The following is a 21012-nucleotide window of genomic DNA, read 5'->3' on the forward strand; positions in this document are numbered from 1 at the left end:
GCTGACTTGGTTTATTAGTGTAATTTTACACCATATGGTATTGTATGTAAATTAGGATGAGGCAGTATTTTTCATAATGACCTAGCTCTGATGGTAAACTATAAGGTATAAATTTTTCGAAAGGGAGCGGTTTAAATGAATTTTTGGGATGAGCGGTTTAAAGCCGCTAATTACGTTTATGGGACGGAGCCGAATGAATTTTTGGCATTTATGCATAAGAAGCTTGATTTAACGGGTGAGGCGCTGGCGATTGCCGAGGGCGAGGGACGAAATGCGGTTTTCCTGGCTGAGCAAGGAATGAAAGTGACTGCCTGGGATTATGCGAAGTCTGGCCTGGAGAAAACTCGAAAGCTTGCCGAGTCGAGAGGCGTCTTAGTGGAAACGGCGCTAGTGGATTTAAACGAGGCAAAATGGGATAAAGACAAATGGGATGAAATTGTATGCGTGTTCGGGCATTTTCCAGCTGAACTCCGCGCGAAGACTCTGGAAGGAGTAAAGGAAGCGGTGAAGCCGGGCGGCTACTTTGTGACGGAAGTGTACTCGGTCCATCAGATTCCATATAAGAGCGGCGGTCCGAAAGAGGTTGAATTTTTGTATAAGCCCGAGGAATTTTTGAAAACGTTCAGCGACTGGCGGGTTGTCCATTTTTTCATGGGCGAGGTTGTAAGGCAGGAAGGGGAGCTTCATAACGGGTTGTCCCACGTCATTCAATTTGCCGGGCAAAAGCCGCTTTGATAGCCGCTTGGCGGACATTTGGTCAAGGGAGGGATTTCATGGCGGACGAAAAGGCGAAATTTAAAGAAGTCGAGAAAACGGTTGATTCCAAATACATTCAGCAGCACCTCGCAAATGAGCGGACCTTCCTTGCCTGGGTCCGGACCGCGATTGCGATAATAGGGGTAGGCTTCCTCGTTACAAACCTGCATTTCAATATGCGGTCGGCCCTTACCCCAATCGGCGATTTTATGGCAAATTTAATCGGAATTTCTTCGGTTGCGCTCGGAATTGTCGTGATTGTCATGTCAATGGCCGGCTATTTGCGAAAGGTTCATTCAATTAATGACCAGACATTCAGGACACCGCGGCTGGCGATTATTCTTCTCGGTGTCCTGGTGGTGGTAATTACGGCGTTTTTCGGTATGTACTTTGTGATGGTAAATATGTGATTAGCAACTGCTAAAAATGCTCGTCCGGCCGGACCGGACCTAACTGCTCGGATTCGATTGGCTCTCGTTCCTGCTTGTCCTCGCTGATTTCACGAACCAAAACCCATGTGTGTTTCAGGAATTGCTGAAAATCGGCGAGCAGGAGCCAGGCCGCTTCCGTCACTTCAGGATTTTCCTTCAGCGACCGGAGTTCGTTTTGGACGCGGTCAACCGCTTCGCCGGGATTATCCAGCTGCCGCTCGATAGCCGGCCAGGTGGAAAAGAGGAACATCATCGATAAAATAAGCGTAATGAACCGAAACATATTCGTCAGCCTCCAGTAGTTTGGTGGTGAAATTATTGATGTACTTTATGTTGGTTCCTGTATGGAGCGTTACATTCCGTATAATTTTTTCCATATAATGCACGTTCTATAAGCGGCAACCACTTAAAATTGCTAGATGAATGAAAATTATACAAATACATAGGGAATACTTTATTTCTTCTTCTAAACCTTCTGTACTTCGCGCACTAAAAACGCGAAGAGGGAAACCGTGTGCAAGCGAAAGCGGCTTTATGGAGGATTCTATAGAAGTTTACTATGGCCCCAGTTTTAATGGCTGGGGCTTATTTATTTTGTGAGAATAGGCGGATTAATGAACAGCGTTTTTTATCCTGAATTTGTTCGGAGCAGGGGGGGGATGGCTGGCTTTTCGTACAATTGTTGGTATTCGGGGTGAGGGATAAATAATGGTGCGTTAGGCATTATTATGGCGGAGTTTGGCATTATTATCGGGGGATCGGCATTAATATCGGGAGATCCGGCATTATTAATCCTCTAAACGGCATTATTATGCACACTATCGGCATTAATGCCGCCGCAAATCCGCCCCAGCCGCGAACAATGTTATAAAGCTACGCCAATAATTGAAAGAAGCTCCGACAAAATTGGTCAGGGGCTTTTTTCCTATGGTCAAGTTTGCTAGATATGCCAATAGAACCAATTCTATCTGAATTTTTAGAAAACTAGTAATTTTTGAAGGAATTGGCAATATGCTTATAGTATTCTTTCGTTTATCAAACTATTGGAGGTGCACTTATTTGCCATTTTTACGAAAAAGATCAATGAGAAAGTGGTTTGCTGTCCTATTGTCGCTTTTGGTCTTGTTCTCAACGTTTGCGCCGCAAGCATTGGCTGCTGAAGCAAAGCCGGGCAATTTTAGCGAAGAAGATCTTCAGCTTGAAAAGAAGCGTGAACAGGATGCAAGGGCTGCTGAGCTGAAACCGGGCGCGCCCGAACCAAATGATGATTCCAACTCTGATGAGCTTCCCAACCTCCTAAAAGGTCTTGGGATCGAGCCGGCTCCGCTTGAAAAGCCTGCAGACTCAAAAGATGAAGCAACCCTCGAGGAAGCTTTTAAGAAAAACAGCGAAGTAGACGTGATCATCCGAATGAAAGACACCCCAGACCTCCAGGCAATTTACCCCCAGGTGAAACAAAAGCAAAACCGTACTGAAAAAATCAAAGCCATCAAAGACCACCTCATTCAAAAAGCCAACAACTCGCAAAAAGGACTCCAGCAGGCACTTCAGGCAATGGAGTCGAAAGGAAAAGCAAAGAAAAAGGAAACGCTTTGGATTATCAATGGCGTCTCCGCGACCGTAACGAAAGAAGCGTACGAGGAGCTGAAGCAGAGGGACGATATTGCAGAAATCTCGCTCGACGAAATCCTCACCGTCCCGGAAATCACAGTGGAAGATTCCCCGCCACGGCTTCCGGAGTGGGGCCTTGAAAAAATCTTCGCCACGAAGGTTTGGGGCCAATATGGCTTGAAAGGCGAAGGGATTGTCGTTGGCATCATGGATACGGGCGTTGACGGGAACCATGAAGCGCTGAAAAAGAATTACCGCGGCCGCGATGGCAACCACAAGTATTCGTGGATTGACGTGTCCGGAACGAAATACGAGACGCCGAATGACGGGAACGGGCATGGTACGCATGTTGCAGGAACTTCTGTCGGAGGCGGTTACGGCGAGCCTATCGGTGTCGCTCCGGGAGCGGAGTGGATTGCGGCGAAAATTTTCAACGACGGTGGATCGGCGACAACGTCGGGCATCCACCAGGCGTTCCAATGGTTCCTGGCGCCGGGCGGAGATCCGTCAAAAGCGCCGCATGTCGTCAACAATTCATGGGGGAATTCGAATACATACAATCTCGAATTCTATGAAGATGTAAAAGCATGGATTGCAGCGGGCATTTTCCCATCATTCGCAGCGGGGAATGACGGGCCGGGCTCCCAGACAATTGGATCGCCGGGAAGCTTCCCTGACACATTCGCCGTCGGGGCGACCGATATTTATGACCAGACTGCTTACTTCTCGAGCAGGGGGCCGGTTTACTGGAAGGATGAAAATGGCGAAACGAATCGCCTTATCAAACCTGATATTTCCGCGCCGGGCCACAAGATTTACTCCGCATGGCCAGGAAAGTTGAATAAAGGGAAATACAACACGATCAGCGGGACGTCGATGGCGACGCCGCACGTAACCGGGGCGATTGCTCTACTTTACCAGGCAAATCCGGAGCTGACGATTGATGATGTGAAAAGAATCCTGAAAGATACCGCCCGCAAGGATCCGCATATGGGCACCCTTCCGAACGATTCTTACGGAAGCGGGATAATCAACATCTATCAGGCAGTAACCGAAGCCGCGTTTGCCGGTGAACTGAATGGAACAGTTAAAAATAAAAAAGGCGAGGCTATTCCAGCAAAATTGGTGCTTAATGCTGAAGGAATATCGTATGACATTCCAGCTGCTGGCAACTTTTCTTTTAAAATAAGGGAAGGCACCCACAAGATAACGGTGACGTCCTTCGGCTACAAGACTTACGAAGGGACAGTCATCCTCAAGAAAGGTCAAGTGACAACCGCAAACATCGTCCTTGACGACGCTGAGGCTTTTACAGTCAGCGGGAAAGTCGCCGATGAAAATGGAAAGGCGGTTCCATATGCGTTTATCCGGGTTAAAAATACACCGCTTTCGGCAATCCGGACAGACGCCTCGGGCAATTTCGCCATTCAGCGGGTGCCGGCTGCATCCTATGGCATCCAGGTGACCGGTGAAGGAATCAAAGGAATATCGGAAGAAATCACCGTTAATAAAAATTTGACGCTTGAAATAAAGGTTCAGAAACTTTCCGCGCCTCCAGGGAAGCAATGGGGCATCGCGAACGGGAATGTCCAGCGGAATGCCGTTTCCGGCAATGCGATAGACGTCCAGGCGCTAGATAAAGCTTGGGACTACAGCACCGAAGGAAAAGGGGATATCCTCTTCTCGACGCCGGCCGCTGCTGAAGGGAAAGTTGTTTTAACAACGGATCGGGGCTGGGTCGTCGCACTCGATTCCAAATCCGGGAAGGAGCAGTGGGCAGTCAGGATTGGCAGCACAAACCGCTCATCACCGACGATTGAAAACGGCACCGTCTACCTTTCCGGTGGCCAGGATGGCAGGATTTACGCGCTTGACCTGAAATCCGGCAGCATTAAATGGAACACTGTGGTCGGCTCGATGGCGATTTACGAGTCACCTGTTTACTACGAAGGCGTGCTTTTCGTCTCATCGGATCTTACTGCGAACGCCCATTTGCACGCATTGAATCCTGAGAACGGAAGCAAATTGTGGAGCTTCAAGCTTGGCTCGCCGACGTATTTCGGCCCGAGCATCGGGAATGGCCTCCTTTATGTCGGCAGTTATGACAACCAGACAATCCGCGCTTTGAAAATAACAGACGGCACGGAAGTTTGGCAGAAAAAACTGTCCGGTGAAGGGGTCGCCTCAAAGCCGGTTTTTGACAACGGCGTTATTTATTTTATGGGCATTAACTTTGATACGGACGGCGGCACCCTGTATGCATTCGACGCTGCGACCGGAGCTGAAAAGTGGCGGGTTGCTTCGATAGGGGATACCCAGGCGGCCTCGCCGATTGTGTATGAAAACATGGTCATCATGGGCTCTGCGGCACAGTCGAACCTGCGTGCATTTGATAAGGAAACCGGGAAAGAGCTTTGGAGCAATACAACGCGCGGGACAGCCTTGAATAGCGGTACGGTGACTGCGAACGGTTTGCTGTTCTTTGCTTCGACCAATGGGGCGGTTTCTGTTCTCGATGTGTACACAGGTGAGCGGCTGAAGGACATCGTTCAGCCAAGCTACAGCACATCCGGCATCCCGGTTCTTCCTGGGCAGGTCATTTTGCCGCATTTAAAAGGAATCCAAAGCTACAGTTCACCAGGCATCTTCGCCGGGTCCTTGAAGGATGCGAATGGCCAGCCGGTCAAAGGGATGGTTACTGTCGAAGAAACCGGCGAGACTGCAACTGCCGGGGCGGACGGAAGCTTCGTCCTGAAACATACGCCTGGCGACTATACTGTCCTTGTTTCGCAGTATGGCAAAAAACAGGTTGCAGAGAGGGTTCAGTTTGTAACGGGCTATACATTCACTAAGAACTTTACGCTTGTAGATGCGAAAAAGGGCTCGGTTTCGATTACCGTCAAGGATAAGCGGACGGGGAAACCGCTCAACGGCGTAACGGTTGATATAATGGCAACCGGCATAAAAGGCGTGACGAATGACAGCGGTATTTTTACAAAGGAAGAGGTCTTCGAAGGCACTTGGGATATCGCATTCTCGCTCGGAGGCTTCAAGGACGGCTCTGGTAAAATTGCTGTCAAGCCTGGCGAAGCGGCAACACTAACGTTTGAGCTGCAGCCGATTGATGTTGCGGTTCTGAACGATTACAAAGGCCAAATCACCACGCTTCTCGAAGCAAATGGCTATCCTGCCGAAGAACGCGGCTGGGACGTCATCAAGGATATCGGGCGTTACAAGGTTTTATACTTGAACGGCGCGTATGGCACGGACGGCGTTAAGCCAACCGAGGAAGAGGTTAAGAATTTAATTAATGAGGCAAACAAGTACGATGTGAGCATTATTTTTACCGACCAATGGGGCCAAAATTACGGGTCCATCCACCAGCTGAAGGATTACTTCAATAACCCAGGCGACCTTGGCCATAGCTACGATGTTGGCGCGGTCATGCTGAAGGTGGAATCCGAGCATCCGATTCTGAAGGGTTACAAGATTGGAAGCGAAATTCCGCTTTTGATGCATGATGCGGACTTTGCCTGGTTCAACCATTTCTCAGGCAGGACGATTGGAAAAATTGGCACAACCGAAATCGGCTATGTCGGTTCAGGCGTCGCTTACCAGGCGGTTTCGGAAAACAGCGCGCATCTCCTGTTGTCGAGTTCCGCATCGGTGCCTTGGGAAACAACTGATGGCTGGCTGCAGGGGCAAAAGCAAATCCTCTTGAACAGCGTTGACTATTTGTATGCCTCGCAGTTCGGAAAAGTTTCCGGGACGGTTGTGGACGCTGACGGAAAGCCTGTTGCGGCGAGCATTGAAGTCGTTGAAACAGGCGTAAAGGCGGTAAGCAACGCGAAAGGTGAGTTTGAATTTTTCCATGACGAAGGCTCGTTCACACTTGAAGTACGGGCAAAAGGCTTTGGCACGTATACCGGCACGTTCACGGCCGCAAAAGGCAAGCCGGCACAGGTTGCGGTCAAGCTGGGAAGCTCGGATAAGGGCACATTGACCGGCGTCATTACCGATGCGTTGACAAACCTTGAACTTCCAGGGGTTAAAGTAACAGCGACGAATGCAGCCGGGGAAAAGGTTTTTGAAACGGAGTCCGCGGCGAACGGCCGTTACGAAATTACCGGGCTCCAGGAGGAAACGTATAAGATTGGCTTCATGAAAGAGGGCTATATTGTCCACTATGAAACGGTTGATATTGCCCGCCATACAGGCGACATTGATGTAAAGCTTCATACAATGCCATCAGTGGCCGTTGTTGGCGACCATTATTCGTCCGATACGAACTTTAAGGCGTTCCTTAAGGAATACGGCATTCCGGCTGTCGACGTGCTGCCTGCCGACCTTCCGAAACGGGTGGAGGAATTCGATGTCGTATTCATTAATGATCCAAGCAGTACGTCATTTACGAAAACCATTTTTGAAAATACATTGAAAGCCGCCGATGCAGCGGGTACTAGTGTGATTTTTGGTGAAGCGTATTGGAGCACTTCCGGCCTTAACCACCTAGTAAATCACAGGAAGGACCCGGAATCACGTACAACTTTCAGGAGCACGACGCAGGCGGCCGTTTACAAAGTTCTGAATGAACATCCGATTTTTTATGGGGCAAAAGCAGGAGACGCAATCAAAATTCTAGCTCCTGCAAGCAGTGCTGTTGCTTCTTTTAAAAATTACAGCGGCTATCCGCTCGCGGAAATCGGCCTTGATGGGGCAACGGCGACAAACGGCCTTGGATTGGCGTACAAGCCGAGGACCGAAAACAGTGTCGAACTGTTAATGGGCGGTCACGGTTTCGCCTCATACCATGGAGCGAAGGACTATACGCCTGAAGGGAAACAAATTCTACTCAATGCCATCCTTTGGGCTGCCAATGTGAAGTTCGAGACGATTAAAGGAACGGTTCTCGATGAACACGGCGAACCGCTGAAGGCAGATATTAAAGTTGTTGGCCATCCTTTCGCAACGCAATCCGATGCGGAAACCGGCGCATTCTCGATCGCCCTCCTCGCAGGTGATTACGATGTGACGATCAGTGCATACGGCTACGAAACGAAAACGGTGAAACTAAAGGCCGTGCTTGATGGGGAGCCGCAGACGATTGCGATGGAAGTTGCCGGGAATGTTGCTTCCATCAACGGTACCGTCGAGAACGAAAGGGACGGAAATGCGATTGCGGGGGCAAAGATTTCGCTCGTGGGCAAACCGAGGTACACAGAGTCCAATACCCAGGGGCAGTACAGCCTGCCGCAAATCGAACCCGGGACTTATACCGTCCGAGTTGAAAAAGAAGGATATGTCAGGAAGGATGTTCAAGTTACCCTTAAAGGCGGGGAAAAATTGCCGGTAAGCGTGAAGCTGAGGCCTTCCCCAACGATCGGTATCATTGTTGACCTGACAGCTTCCGGCATGACCTTTAAACAATATCTTGAGGAACGGGGCTACAAAGTCGAGTACCTGGACTTCAAGGATATTGACAAACTTGATACGGTCGACCTAGTTTTCGCGAATTCGGATTACAAAAACGATGCGATTCCGAAGAAAGCCGATTTCAAGGCGTTCCAGGCGGCGCTCGATAAAAAACGAAAATCAGTCATTTGGACCGGCCAGGCTGGCGGCCGCGGCTCAATCCGCTATTTATGGGAATACGATGGCGATCCATCAGCCATCTTTGAAGGAACGAACAAAACGGGTTCAAAAGGGATTGTGAAGGAAGAACATCCTTTAACTGCTGGCTATAAGGCGGGGGATGTAATCGACATTCCAGGGAAAACCGGCTACTACTACGGTTTCACTGGGTATTCCGGAAAAACAGTCATTGATTTTGAACAAAGCCTGACCGGACAGAAAGGCTCGATGGTCGCGTACAAAGGACGGACAACTGAATCTTTGGAAATCCTCCTTGCTAACATGACAGTCAGCCACGTCTTCCATCCAGGCGATCCGACTCTCTTTGACGCCGGAAGGGAAAAGCTGCTCATGAATGCGCTTGACTGGGCGCTTGCGGAAAAAGCTCCTCTCGTCGGGGAACTCCACGGCGTAATCAAAAACGAAAAGGGCATCGCGTTAAAAGGGGAAGCGGTCATCAAGGATAGCGGCAAAAAGCTCGTTGTTGATGACGATGGCAATTTCTTTACTGCACTGGAAACGGGTACCTACACAGTTACAGTAAAAGCGTTCGGACATGTCGAAAAGGATTTCACCGTTTCAATCAAGAATGGGCAGGTATTGAATGAAACCTTCGTTGTCCAGTCGGAAAATGCCGGCACACTCAAAGGAAAAATCATTGATGCTGCAACAAAGGATGCGATTGATGGGGCATTAGTTGAAGTTCTTGGAACCCCTGTAATTGCGAAAACGAATGCGGCAGGGGAATATGAGCTGACGCTGCCAGAAGGAAATTTCGAAATCCGCTTCAGCGCATCGGGATACAAGCCGATATTTGATACGGCAACGATAGTGAAAGGGCAAGTGGCTGTTCTCAATAGTTCAATGTTCGCTACCGAGAAAATCGCTGTCCTTGCCACAGCCTTAAACGAAGGCAGGATGGCTCCACTATTAAAATCGTACGGCTATGAATATGATTTTTACCTGAATACCAATTTTGAAGCGCTGATTGAGAATATTGGTGATTACAAACTCATCATCGCCAATGACATTGCAAGCACGATGAAAGACCGGTTTAAATTTATGGTGGAAAAAGCAAACGAAAATGAAACGAGCATCATGTTTGTCGGCCAATATGGATCTGGCTCCATTAGTGAACTTTCTAAAGCCTATGGAGACCCTCTGAAGACGACATCCAACTTTGTGGATAAAGAACTCAATATCCGTGTCGAACAGAACCACCCGATTTTCCGCGGCTTTGAGGCGGGCAAGGAGTATCCGCTCATGGTAAATCTGAAGGGAGCTGTACAATACTCCAATTTTGAAAATTACAGCGGAACAACTCTTGGCACGTTGACGAACCCGGTAAAAGGGAATGTTGGCACATCTATTGCAGTAAAGTTCAGCTCATCCAACAGTGTCCACATTCTTCTGTCGGCATTGCAGATTGGCACATATGGGAATCCAGCCGACAGATGGACCGAAAACGCGGAAAAGCTTTATGTGAATGCAATCGACTATGCTTTGATTGCCAGCCAAGGAGAGATCAAAGGGTCGGTGACGGATGCACAGGGCAAGCCGATTGCCAACGCGCTTGTCACGATTCCGGGCACAAGTGTTAAGACAGCGACCAATTCCGCAGGGTTATACCGAATTGGAGTCGGGGTCGGCAAATACGATGTGAAGGTTCAGGCACGCGGCTTTGCTGAACAGACTGGCCACGTCGAAATTGTTGAAACTGGCAACAGTGTCGACTTGAATTTTGTACTTGAAGCAATCGAGGGTCTGGACCTCAAGGGTATGGTTGTTGACAAAAAGAATGGCGGGCCTGTCGCTGGTGCTTCAGTAACGCTCATTCCAAAAGACGACCCTGATTTTATCAGCAGCTTGGAAAGCGGGGCGGATGGCTCGTTCATATTTGAAAACCTTCTTCCAGGCGAGTATGTGGTGGAAGTTGCAAAGGATGGGTATCTGCCTGCAAAAGCGGAAGTTGTGATTGGGGAAAAAGACGAGGCTATGCAGCTCGAACTGAATGCGATCGAGGTGGCAGTACTCGGCGACCATAATGGTGCCTTGAGCAACTTTCTGAATGAACAGGGCATTTTTACAGAAGAAAGGGGCTGGGATATTCTCGGCCAGCTGGGCAAATACGAAACTGTTGTCGTGAACACGAATAGCGCCACAAAGGAACAGGTGGACCAGCTAATCAAGGAAAGCGATGAGCAGAAAGTCAGCCTGATTTTCACGGGAACGTGGGGGATGAAGGATGGTTCCATTCAGCTGCTGCAGCAGGCTTTGGGTACTCCAGAACCGGATCAGCAAGGCTACAATGAAGGCGCGGTTTATTTGAAACCATTTGGTGGGCATCCGCTCTTCGATGGCCTTGAGGCAGATGAATACGGTCTTGTGAAAATTCATGGCGAAAAGAGTCCTTACGCCACTTTCAAAAATTACACTGGAATTCCGCTTGCCGGGTTGAACGTTGACGGTTCAGATAAGGGCACGGCAATCGCCTACGAATTCCGCGGTAAGGAGCATATCCATTTGTTGCTGAGCTCGTACACCGCAACGAATATCATCGGCCCGGAACACGGCTGGACTAGTGAAGGTAAGCAGCTGTTTGCCAATGCTGTGCGCTGGTCGATGAGTGCGGAGCAACAACTGCCGAACACTCCATCATGGGATAGCGATAGTGTGATGGTCAAAGGTGAACCGGTTGTGCTGACCGGAAAAGCAGATCCTCTCGCAACCGTTCACGTTTACGAACAGGCGGGCAATAAACGGAACCTTCTTGGCTCTGGTAAAGCCTCCGTTGACGGAACATTCTCGATTCAGCTGGAACTTCCGAACGGCCAGCACACGCTATTTGTAGCAGCTGAAAACTATGCCGGCGTGACCGAGTCCCAGTCCGCTGTGAAAGTAATCGTAACCGGAAAGCCGGAGAAGAAAGCGGGATAATTTTGTTGGGCTTCCCTTTATAAGGGGAGCTCTTTTTTTGGTTGGTTACGTTGAATTTTGGAAAATTAAAGGGCGATGGGATTTAAATTTCCGGATAAAACGGGGAAACATCCGGATAAAGTTGTGAAATCTCCGGATAAAGTTGTGAACTCTCCGGATAAAACCGAAAAATCTCCGGGAATCGCTAGCAGACTGCTAGCAAAGTTATCAAGCTATACCTGGTTTGTGTAAGCGATACTTCATCATAAATGAATGAAGAGATAAACTTAAAGTTAGCCAGGGATTAAATCGTAACTTCCGGATAAAACGGGGAAACTTCCGGGTAAAGTTGTGAACTCTCCGGATAAAACCGAAAAATCTCCGGGAATCGCTAGCAGACTGATAGCAACATGCTATAAAAAAAACAATATTAAAAGGATTTCACTGATTTGTAATAAAGACAGGGAAGAAACCTCATAAACTATTGTTACAATCATTTTGAGTTAATATGTATAACTAGATAAATTTTGGATTTAACAAAGGAGGATAAATGTTTGATATTGAAAGATAGAAAAATACCACTTCGAATTCTTCAGGAGGAAGCCATTCTGAGAAATATTTCAATGACGTGTCCAGCGAGGCCTAAATTGGAAGCTGACTGTTCCAAAAGAAAAGCAGGTTTTTGGGGAGAAACGGAATTGGACTACTACCTTAAGCTGCTCCCTCATGATGGTTATTATATCCTCAATGATTTAAGACTTCCCTTTAAAGGTGACTACTTTCAAATTGACTGCCTCATTCTTACCACAAGATACATTCTCCTAATTGACTCAAAAACAATCAAAGGTACTTTGGTATTTGATGGGCAATTCCATCAGCTTATTCGCTTGAACGGGGATCAGGAAGAAGCGTTCGAAGATCCCATAGCCCAGGTAAAAACTCATATTTTGAAATTAAAATCCCTTCTGACCACGCTTCTTGATGATGTCCCCATTGATTACCTCATTTCAATCGCAAGCCCAAAAACCATTCTAAAATCAAACTCCAATCATATCGACAGGGTCTCCCATGCGTATAATATTGTTCATCTTTTAATGAAACTAGACGCTCAATACAGCATCGAAATTTGGACAACCGATCAGGTTATAGATATCTCCCACAGGCTTCTCCAGCTTCATACCCCGCCACCATTACGGAAACTCCAGGCGTTTGGATTATCAAAAAATGATTTCCCCCCAGGTATCTTTTGTTCAGTCTGTAACAGGAAATTTGACTATCATTGGGGAAAGTGGAATTGCACCACTTGCAGAATAGCGAGCAGGGACATTTATATTCAGAAAGTTATCGATTATTTCCTAATATTTGGACCGGCAATAACGAATTCGCAATGCAAAGAATTTTTGGATCTTCCTTCCGATAATCAGGCTTTTCATATTCTAACCGGGTTAAATCTGCCATCGACTGGAAAGGGGAAGAGGAGAATTTATCATCCGCCTGGTCCCTTTGAAAACTTTGAAGGATGGGAAATACTGAAAAAGCTTAAATAGATTATTAATACAGTCCAAGGAGAAGGTTTAGCCAAAAGAAGGACAGCAGCTCTCTCCTATCCGGAAACATCACTCACTCTCCAATCAAGCCTATTAGCTGGCAGAAGGGTTTTATGGCTGGCCTTTCGTTCACTATGAAGTTAAAATCCGCTATTAAAAACAAAATCTAGTAATTATCCCTCAAAGGAATCCCCACTAAAAAAAACAGGCACACTTTATCAGCGCGCCTGCAAAAACACTATGACTTATTTCTTCATTAATAGATACACGAAGTAGGGAGCACCAATTAAAGCGGTCATGATGCCGGCTGCGATACCTTCGGGTTCGGCGAGGTTACGTCCGATTGTGTCTGCCAGCAAGAGCAGCCAGCCGCCGATCAGCATGGCGACAGGGAGGAACAGCTGTGCTCTTGGTCCGACCAAAGCTTTCGCCAGATGGGGAGCCATTAAACCAATGAACGCGATTCCGCCTGTAACGGAAACGGAAGCGGCGGCTAACGCGACGGCAATCAAAAGAAGCGTGAACCTTTCCTTCTCCAAAGATAACCCAAGACCAATTGAAACAGGCTCATTCATCGATAGGATGTTCAGTCTGTTTGCCCTATAAAGGGTAAACGGGATCAGGACTGCTAGCCATGGAAGGATGGCCAGAATAAATGGCCAATCCGCACCCCAGATGTTTCCGGCAAGCCACCTGGAAATGAAATCGACTTTTTGCCTTTCTGCGGAAGAAATGACGACAATCATTGCACCCGAAAGCGCCATCGAAAAACCGATACCCACAAGAATCAGCCGCCCGGGTTCAAGGCCGATTCCACGCCTGTATGAAAAAAAGTAAATCAGCATCGCGGTAATAACCGCGCCAACAAATGCAATGACGGGCAAAACGAACGCAAAAGATTTCGCTTCAATCGGAAAGAACAGAAAGAAAACTGCAATTCCGATACCCGCTCCCGAATTTATTCCGATAATACCTGGATCAGCAAGGTCATTGCGTGTCAGCCCCTGGAGGATGGCCCCTGAAACCGCGAGCCCCATGCCTGCAAGCAATGTGATCAGGATGCGAGGAAGCCTGATTGAAAAAAGGATGAACTCCTCTTTAAATGTTCCATTTCCGAGGAACGCAGGAAGGATCCTGGAGAACGACACTGATGAGTAGCCGAGTCCCAACCCTATAACAGCGGTCACAACAATCAATACAGTCAGACCAATAACGATGAGGCGTTGTTTTTTTAAAACGGAAGGATGGATCATAATGTAAGTTTCCCTCCTCTATGGATAATGAACAGGAAGAAGGGAAGTCCCAGCATCGATACAATCGCGAATACGGGCGTTTCATATGGGGCGTTTATCGTGCGGGCCACAGTGTCGGCCAGCAGCATAAACGCAGYTCCGGCAACTGCGGACATCGGGATGATATGCCTGTAATCCCTTCCGACGGCCATCCTTGCAATGTGCGGGATCATGAGCCCGATGAATGCCATGTTTCCGACAAGGGCGACTGATGCGCCGGCCAATAGGACGATTGCCACCACCAATAGGATTTTTATTCGAATGGTCTTTTGCCCGAGGCCGACAGCGACTTCTTCACTCAAACTGAGGACAGTTAATTGTTTTGACAAGAATAACGCTATGATAATTCCGATTACAATGAATGGGACGATAATGTTCAATTGGCTCCAGGAGGTTCCCATCAGTCCGCCTGAAGTCCAGAGGGAGACATCTTTGGAGATTTTAAAATACAGGCCGATTCCGTCGGCGATTCCGTACAAAAAGGCTGAAACCGCGGCACCGGCAAGGACGATTCGGATGGGGGAGAAGCCGCCGCGCCGTGAAGCCCCGATTCCGAGAACAAGCAATACTCCAACCGCCGAACCGATAAAACAGGCTATTGTAATCCCGAAATACCCGATTGACGGTATTAGCGCCATCGTAAAAGCAAGGGCGGTATTCGCTCCGGCAGTAAGGCCAAGCAAGCCAGGGTCGGCGAGGGGATTCCGAGTCAGCCCCTGCATTATTGCTCCGGCAACTGCCAGAGCTGCGCCGACAAAAACAGCCGCGATTTCCCGCGGAAAGCGAATCTCGCGCAGCATGATTGCCGTATCGTTTTGTTTGCTGTTCCGAATGGCTTCCCATATATCTTTCAGGCTTGCATCGGCGGCGCCAAAACGCATGGCAATTACCAGGGCGGCCGCCATTACCACCAATCCGCCGAGCATTTTTAATAAAAATCGATTTCGATTCATTTCATCTCATCATTTCGTATTTAATATGTAAAAAGAAGAGGAATTCCGTGTGTAGAATTCCTCTTTAGTGTTTACTTACCAATTAGTTTCCTAAGAAGGCTTTTTTGAAGAAATCAAGCTGATATTCAAGCGTAAGAGCGTCATTGAAATAAAACTCTTTCGCATTCACTTCGAAAACGCGGTTATTCTTCACAGCCGGTATGTTTTTATACGTTTCAGTCTGCTGGAAGGATGTATCGCCGTCCGAATTTTTGCTGAAGATTACATAGTCGCCGGCATAGTCGGCCAATACTTCTGGTGAAATCGCATAGTAGCCTGGCTTCAGGACATCCTGTTTCACTTTTTCTGGCATGTTCAGTTTCATTTCCTGATAGAGGATTTCAGTTCCACGGGCCCAGTTATCACCGAAAACATAGAGTTGCTTATCGAAGTTTTCAATAACGGAAACGGTGGCGTCAGCGCCGATTTTTGCTTTGATTTCCTTACCGGCTTCGGCAGCGTCTTTCTTAAAGTTTTCGACCCATTCCGTCGCTTCTTTTTCTTTGTTTAAAAGCTTCCCAATCTCGATGTGTTGAGTGAGGTAGTCAAGCTTGCCGTAAGTGAATGTAACAGTCGGGGCGATTTCTTTTAGTTTATCAACGTTCTTGATATTGGATAGGCCGACGATTAAATCTGGTTCGAGCTCAATGATTTTTTCAAGGTTCTCATCGGTTACTTCTTCCGCGTTTTTCAGTTTATCTTCAAACCGTGGATTCATTTTGGACCAGGAATCCACCCCGACAATATTGACCCCGAGCGCAAGGACGTTACCTGCATAGGAGGATAGGACGACAACCCGTTTAGGGTGGGCCGGCACTTCTACAGGGCCATTCTCGGATTGATAGGTAATTGTTTCTGGTTTTTCATCTTTTTTCGCTGCTTCATTGTTTTTATCCCCGGAATTGCTTCCGCACGCGCTAAGCACCAGTGCCAGTACGAGCAGGAATGGAAAAAGTCTTGTTGTCATTTGCTTTGTCTCCTCTAATCAAGTTGTAAGTTAAGCACATTGGTTTTCTCGTTCTCGGATCCAACCCGATTTCCGCGTCAATATTGAATACTTCCCTCAGGACAGGACGGTTGATGACAAATTCGCAAGTTCCCGATTTTACGATTTGCCCATCTTTCATTGCGATGATATGGTCTGCAAACCGTGCTGCCTGGTTCAGGTCATGGAGAACCATCACGATTGTCCGGCCCTGTTCCCGGTTCAGGTCTTGAAGGAGTTCCAACACTTCCAGCTGGTGGGCCAAATCCAGGTAGGTAGTCGGCTCATCAAGGAAAATAATATCGGTTTCCTGCGCCAGAGCCATCGCAATCCAGACACGCTGGCGCTGGCCACCCGACAGCGCATCGACGGGCTGGTATTTGTAATCGATTGTCCCGGTAACCTCAAGGGCCCAATCAATGACCTCAATGTCTTTTTTCGTTAAACGGCCGAACCCTTTCTGATAAGGGAATCGCCCATAAGATACCAGTTCACCAACAGTCAGGCCGGCTGCGCTTTCCGGCGTCTGGGGAAGAATGGCCATTTTTTTTGCAAGATTCTTCGTATCCTCGCGAACAATGCTGACTCCATCAAGGAGGATGGAACCCGATTGGTGGGAAATGATCCGTGACATCGCTTTGAGCAATGTCGATTTTCCACAGCCATTTGGCCCAATAATGACAGTTATTTGATTGTCAGGAATGTCCACTGATAAATTTTTCACGATCAAACGGTCATCATAGCCAACTTGTAAACTATCTGTATAGAGGCGTCCCATTTTATTCCCTCCGAAACTTCATCACATTTTCATTGATAATGATTATCACTTCCGCTTACAATAAACACTATATAAGTTTTATAAATTCGAGTCAATGACTAAGCTGTGACATTCAACTAAATTCAAAAATTGTTAACATTTGAGGGAGATTGTATACATGATTAAACAAGATATTTTTGATGTGATCATTATCGGAGGCGGGCCGGCGGGGCTGTATGCATCGTTTTATGCCGGTTTAAGGGAAATGAAGACGAAGATAATAGAAGCCCAGCCAGTTTTGGGCGGGAAAATCAATGTGTACCCGGAAAAAATGATTTGGGATGTGGGCGGCCTCGGACCGGTTACGGGAAAGCAGCTGATGGACCAATTGATCGAGCAGGCAATGACGTTCGGACCTGAGGTCGCCCTCAATGAAAAGATTGAATCGATTGCGAAAAATAATGATGGCCTGTTTGTTCTTATGACTGAAAAAGGAAGCGTGCATTATTCAAGAACCGTAATTGTAGCAATAGGTAGCGGAATCATCCAACCGAAAAAGTTGGACATGGGTGCGGCGCCCAATTTTGAAAAAACGAATTTGCACTACAAGGTAGAAGCAGTCAGCCACTTTAGAGATAAAACGGTCCTCATTTCGGGTGGGGGTAATTCGGCGATTGATTGGGCGAATTTGCTTGAGCCTGTCGCGAGAAAAGTCCATCTCACTTACCGGAAACAGGCTTTAACCGGCCACGAATCCCAGGTGTCGGAAATCATGAAGGGCAGTATTGAATGCCATTTTAATACGACTATTTCAAGGTTGATTCCGGACGATGGGGGTGTGCGGATTAAAGCGGTCGAACTCGTCCACAATGAGACAGGCGAGGTGTTTACGGTTGAGGTTGATGAAGTGCTCGTCAATCACGGATTTGATCAGGACGCTTCCTTATTGAACAATAGCAATCTTCCTATTGAAATGCTGGATAATTTTTATATAAAAGGTACCCCGAACTGTGAGAGCACGGTTGACGGATTGTTTGGTGCGGGGGACATTATGAAGTTTGACGGAAAGCTGTACCTAATAGCAGGGGCATTCCAGGATGCGGCGAATGCCGTCAATCGGGCGAAGAAATTCATTGATTCGAGTGCGGCGGATGTGGCAATGGTGTCATCGAACCATGAAGCCTTCAAGTTGCGTAACGAAGAATTGGTTAAGGAAATGCTGAAGAAGTAGGATAAGGAAAGCTGCCCGGCGAATTCGCCAGGGGCAGCTTTTCCATTTGGAACCAGCTGGTTATTGGCCTTGCCGGTTCCGCATTGCCTGTTCGCCGATTGCGACAAGACGCTTGGTCATTTCGCCGCCGACCGAACCGTTTGCCCTTGCGGTTGTGTCTGCACCAAGTTGTACTCCAAACTCATTGGAAATTTCCTCTTTCATTTGGTCAAGGGCATTGCCTGAACCGGGAACCAACAGTTTGTTTCTAGCCATGATCGACCACTCCCTATCAAGGATTTGAGCAAAAAGTCTGCTCAGTTTTACTGTTTCCAATAAGGGAGTCTTCATGCAAAATCGAAAAGTTATTCATTCTTTTGAAAAAGGAAAGCAACATCAAAAATTGTATGTCCTACAGGAACCTTGCGGTTGATTTCCGCTCCGGGCACACGCTTTCCGCGGGGCGTCAGTGGAGCCTCCTCGGCGCTAGCGCCTGTGGGGTCTCCACCTTGCCGCTGCATCCCGCTGGAGTCGGTGCCATCCGCTCCAATCAACTAACTTTCCAAACCGATTGCGAAAAAATTATTTCAACCCATATCGAACTCTATGCTCTTTGTTTCTAATGAAACATTCCTGTAACAGTCTGTAAAAATACATCCAACACTTTCACTCATTGGAGACTTCCGCCAAAATTGGCAGCCAGGGAAGGTTTTACCTTGTTTCTTGCCAGTTCGCTTGCCTTAAGGGTTTATAGGGGTCTGATTGGCCATGTTAAATTTTGGTCAATGAATAACTATATTACAGCTGTTAGCCTAGTAGGTGAGACAACAACTGAAACTACTAGGRGGAAAATAAGATGTTTAGGTTTAAAAAACTAGTAATTGCAGCTGGGTTGATCTTTTCCATGTCGGCATTTACGATGGCAGGAACAACAGAGGCAGCAACGAATCACCAAGTAAAAAAGGGTGAAACTTACTACAAAATCGCAGTACACTATGGCGTTCCAGTTAAGAAGCTAATGAGTGAAAACAATGCAAAAAGCTCTGCTTTGAATGTGGGTAAACAACTAGTGATCCCGAATTCCGAACTTACAGCGGCTGAAAAAGATTTGATGGCACGCCTTGTCCGGGCGGAAGCAGTCGGAGAACCGTATGCCGGAAAGGTTGCGGTTGCGACAGTTGTCCTGAACCGTGTGGCAAGCAAGGATTTTCCGAATACAGTAAAGGACGTTATTTACCAGGTTTCAAATGGCCATTATGCTTTTTCGCCAGTCCAGAACGGCCAAATCAATAAGCCGGCTGACGCAGATTCTAAAAGGGCTGTAAACGAAGCACTTGCTTTTAAAGGCCAAGGGAATGGAAGCCTGTTCTTCTACAATCCAAAAACGGCAGTTAGCAAATGGATTTTCTCAACGAAAACGACGGTCACAATCGGCAACCATCGTTTCGCGAAATAAACAATTACGTGCGCACCATCCTTCAAAGGGTGGTGCTCTTTATTTGGCGTGACTTTTACAATCGAAAAATTCGGGGTAACGAAGAGTAGTATTGAATTTCCTTACTACGTTGGAGGTTCCCATGTCCCATCTTTTATCGTTGTTTGAACAGTATAGTTACCTGATATTATCAGCGGGCATCTTCCTTGAATTAATGGCGTTGCCGATTTCCGGACAGCTGCTGATGGCGTATGCCGGATATTTTGCCTACCTTGGAAAAATGAACTATCCGTTGGCGCTGTTGACCGCTTTCGGGGCAGCGGTGTCCGGGATTACAGTCACGTACATGATTGGAAAAACAGGTGGTTACAAGCTCGTTGAAAAATACGGCCGGTATATCCATTTGACGCCCGAAAAATATGAAAAGACGGCCGCCTGGTATGAGCGCTCCGGTAAAATCCTGCTCGTGTTTTCCTATTTCATCCCGGGCGTCCGCCATTTTGCCGGTTATGTCTCCGGAATATCAAGGCTGCCGTTCCGGACGTTTGCGATACCCGCATATAGCGGCGCGCTATTATGGAGCTTTGGGTTTGTTACGCTTGGAAAAATTCTTGGGCCAAAATGGGCGGTTTTCCATGATGCCGCGAGTAAATATTTTATGTATTTTATCGCAGCTGGCGCTATAGTGGCCGTAGGTTTCCTTTTGTACCGGTATTTTAAGGACGAAATCATTGGTTTCTCGAGGAAACTGCTGAATTGGATTTTGACGCACGCGAAAACAATCAGGGCTGCTGAGTTTTTCCTGAGTACGATTGTGCTTGTTCTGGCCGTCTTCGTGGTGATCATGATTGGTTTGGCACAAAATCTTTGGCACGATGAATTTTCACAGTTCAATGCCGTAACGAAATATGTTTTGTCGAGGGCCATTTTTAAAGAATCATTGGAAGGGTTGTCGGTCTTCGGCTCCGGTTATACACTGTTCTTTCTCCTTGCAGTGGCGGTTTCGGTCATCTGGGCAAAAAACAGGAACCGTGTGCTGGAATATTGCATGCTAAGTGTGTGCATTGTTGGGGCGAAATTGTTCCACTTGCTCGTTTTATTCATTTTTTCGGTGCTAAAGTTAAGTGCTGACCGTTCGGCCGACTTCCCCGATTTTGTTTCATACATGATGATGGTAGTCTATGGGGCGTGTTTGTTTTTGCTTGTGAGGCATTCGGAACGGGACTTGGCACCAGTAACGGCTACAGTGTTAGGATTATTCGTGCTTTTGGCAATGGGGGCTGCCAAAGTGTTGGGCGGAGGCGTTTTGCCAAGCGATATCGTGGGTGGCTATGTGTTCGGCGCCGTCTGGATATTTTTTAACTTTCTCCTATTTGAATTGATCCGGCTCATTATAAAAGAATTCAAGAAAGGCTGAAGCGGAAATGGCTTCAGCCTTTTTTTAGATTG

13 protein-coding genes are annotated in these 21012 nt (G+C 47.5%); 7 read left to right on the top strand and 6 right to left on the bottom strand.

Going from position 1 to position 21012, the window contains the following annotated elements; translation table 11 throughout:
- The first annotated feature begins 135 nt into the window (after window positions 1-135).
- Complete coding sequence (locus ADU24_RS10330; RefSeq protein WP_053366554.1) at window positions 136-735, top strand: SAM-dependent methyltransferase; 600 nt, start codon at window positions 136-138, stop codon at window positions 733-735.
- A gap of 38 nt (window positions 736-773) precedes the next feature.
- Entirely contained in the window at window positions 774-1166 is a 393-nt protein-coding gene (locus ADU24_RS10335; RefSeq protein WP_053366555.1) for a YidH family protein, read from the top strand.
- Window positions 1167-1176: 10 nt separating this feature from the next.
- Here ADU24_RS10335 and ADU24_RS10340 read toward each other — a convergent pair whose 3' ends face one another.
- Window positions 1177-1470, bottom strand: a complete 294-nt coding sequence (locus tag ADU24_RS10340; protein ID WP_053366556.1) for a hypothetical protein — start codon at window positions 1468-1470, stop codon at window positions 1177-1179.
- Window positions 1471-2246: 776 nt separating this feature from the next.
- Here ADU24_RS10340 and ADU24_RS10345 point away from each other — a divergent pair.
- Entirely contained in the window at window positions 2247-11366 is a 9120-nt protein-coding gene (locus ADU24_RS10345) for a carboxypeptidase regulatory-like domain-containing protein (protein ID WP_197277498.1), read from the top strand.
- 533 nt (window positions 11367-11899) lie between these two features.
- Complete coding sequence (locus ADU24_RS10350; RefSeq protein WP_053366558.1) at window positions 11900-12892, top strand: nuclease-related domain-containing protein; 993 nt, start codon at window positions 11900-11902, stop codon at window positions 12890-12892.
- A 245-nt stretch (window positions 12893-13137) separates the two neighbouring features.
- Here the strand turns inward: ADU24_RS10350 and ADU24_RS10355 are convergent, their stop codons facing one another.
- The 4 genes from ADU24_RS10355 to ADU24_RS10370 all read right to left on the bottom strand — a co-directional run bounded on the left by ADU24_RS10355 (window position 13138) and on the right by ADU24_RS10370 (window position 16939).
- The gene (locus tag ADU24_RS10355) at window positions 13138-14145 is read right to left on the bottom strand and encodes a FecCD family ABC transporter permease (RefSeq protein WP_053366559.1); all 1008 of its coding nucleotides are present in this window, start codon (window positions 14143-14145) and stop codon (window positions 13138-13140) included.
- Entirely contained in the window at window positions 14142-15137 is a 996-nt protein-coding gene (locus tag ADU24_RS10360) for a FecCD family ABC transporter permease (RefSeq protein ID WP_053366560.1), read from the bottom strand. Before ADU24_RS10360 ends, ADU24_RS10355 begins: the two co-directional genes overlap by 4 nt.
- An 82-nt stretch (window positions 15138-15219) precedes the next feature.
- On the bottom strand, window positions 15220-16143 hold the full coding sequence (locus ADU24_RS10365; RefSeq protein WP_053366561.1) for an iron-hydroxamate ABC transporter substrate-binding protein: 924 nt from the start codon (window positions 16141-16143) through the stop codon (window positions 15220-15222).
- The gene (locus ADU24_RS10370) at window positions 16094-16939 is read right to left on the bottom strand and encodes an ABC transporter ATP-binding protein (protein WP_053366562.1); all 846 of its coding nucleotides are present in this window, start codon (window positions 16937-16939) and stop codon (window positions 16094-16096) included. Before ADU24_RS10370 ends, ADU24_RS10365 begins: the two co-directional genes overlap by 50 nt.
- Window positions 16940-17096: 157 nt before the next feature.
- Between ADU24_RS10370 and ADU24_RS10375 the strand changes: the two genes are divergently transcribed.
- Entirely contained in the window at window positions 17097-18149 is a 1053-nt protein-coding gene (locus tag ADU24_RS10375) for an NAD(P)/FAD-dependent oxidoreductase (protein WP_053366563.1), read from the top strand.
- Between the two features lie 60 nt (window positions 18150-18209).
- On the opposite strand, the gene ADU24_RS10380 is transcribed toward ADU24_RS10375, so the two are convergent.
- Complete coding sequence (locus tag ADU24_RS10380) at window positions 18210-18404, bottom strand: alpha/beta-type small acid-soluble spore protein (RefSeq protein WP_053366564.1); 195 nt, start codon at window positions 18402-18404, stop codon at window positions 18210-18212.
- Between the two features lie 580 nt (window positions 18405-18984).
- On the opposite strand from ADU24_RS10380, the gene ADU24_RS10390 reads away from it, so the two are divergent.
- A complete protein-coding gene (locus ADU24_RS10390) occupies window positions 18985-19584 on the top strand; it encodes a cell wall hydrolase (protein WP_082306878.1) in 600 nt (199 codons plus the stop codon).
- Between the two features lie 121 nt (window positions 19585-19705).
- A complete protein-coding gene (locus ADU24_RS10395) occupies window positions 19706-20980 on the top strand; it encodes a VTT domain-containing protein (protein ID WP_053366566.1) in 1275 nt (424 codons plus the stop codon).
- Window positions 20981-21012 lie beyond the last annotated feature (32 nt).

This window comes from Bacillus sp. FJAT-27245 (assembly GCF_001273955.1).
In the GTDB taxonomy this organism is placed as follows: domain Bacteria; phylum Bacillota; class Bacilli; order Bacillales; family Cytobacillaceae; genus Bacillus_D.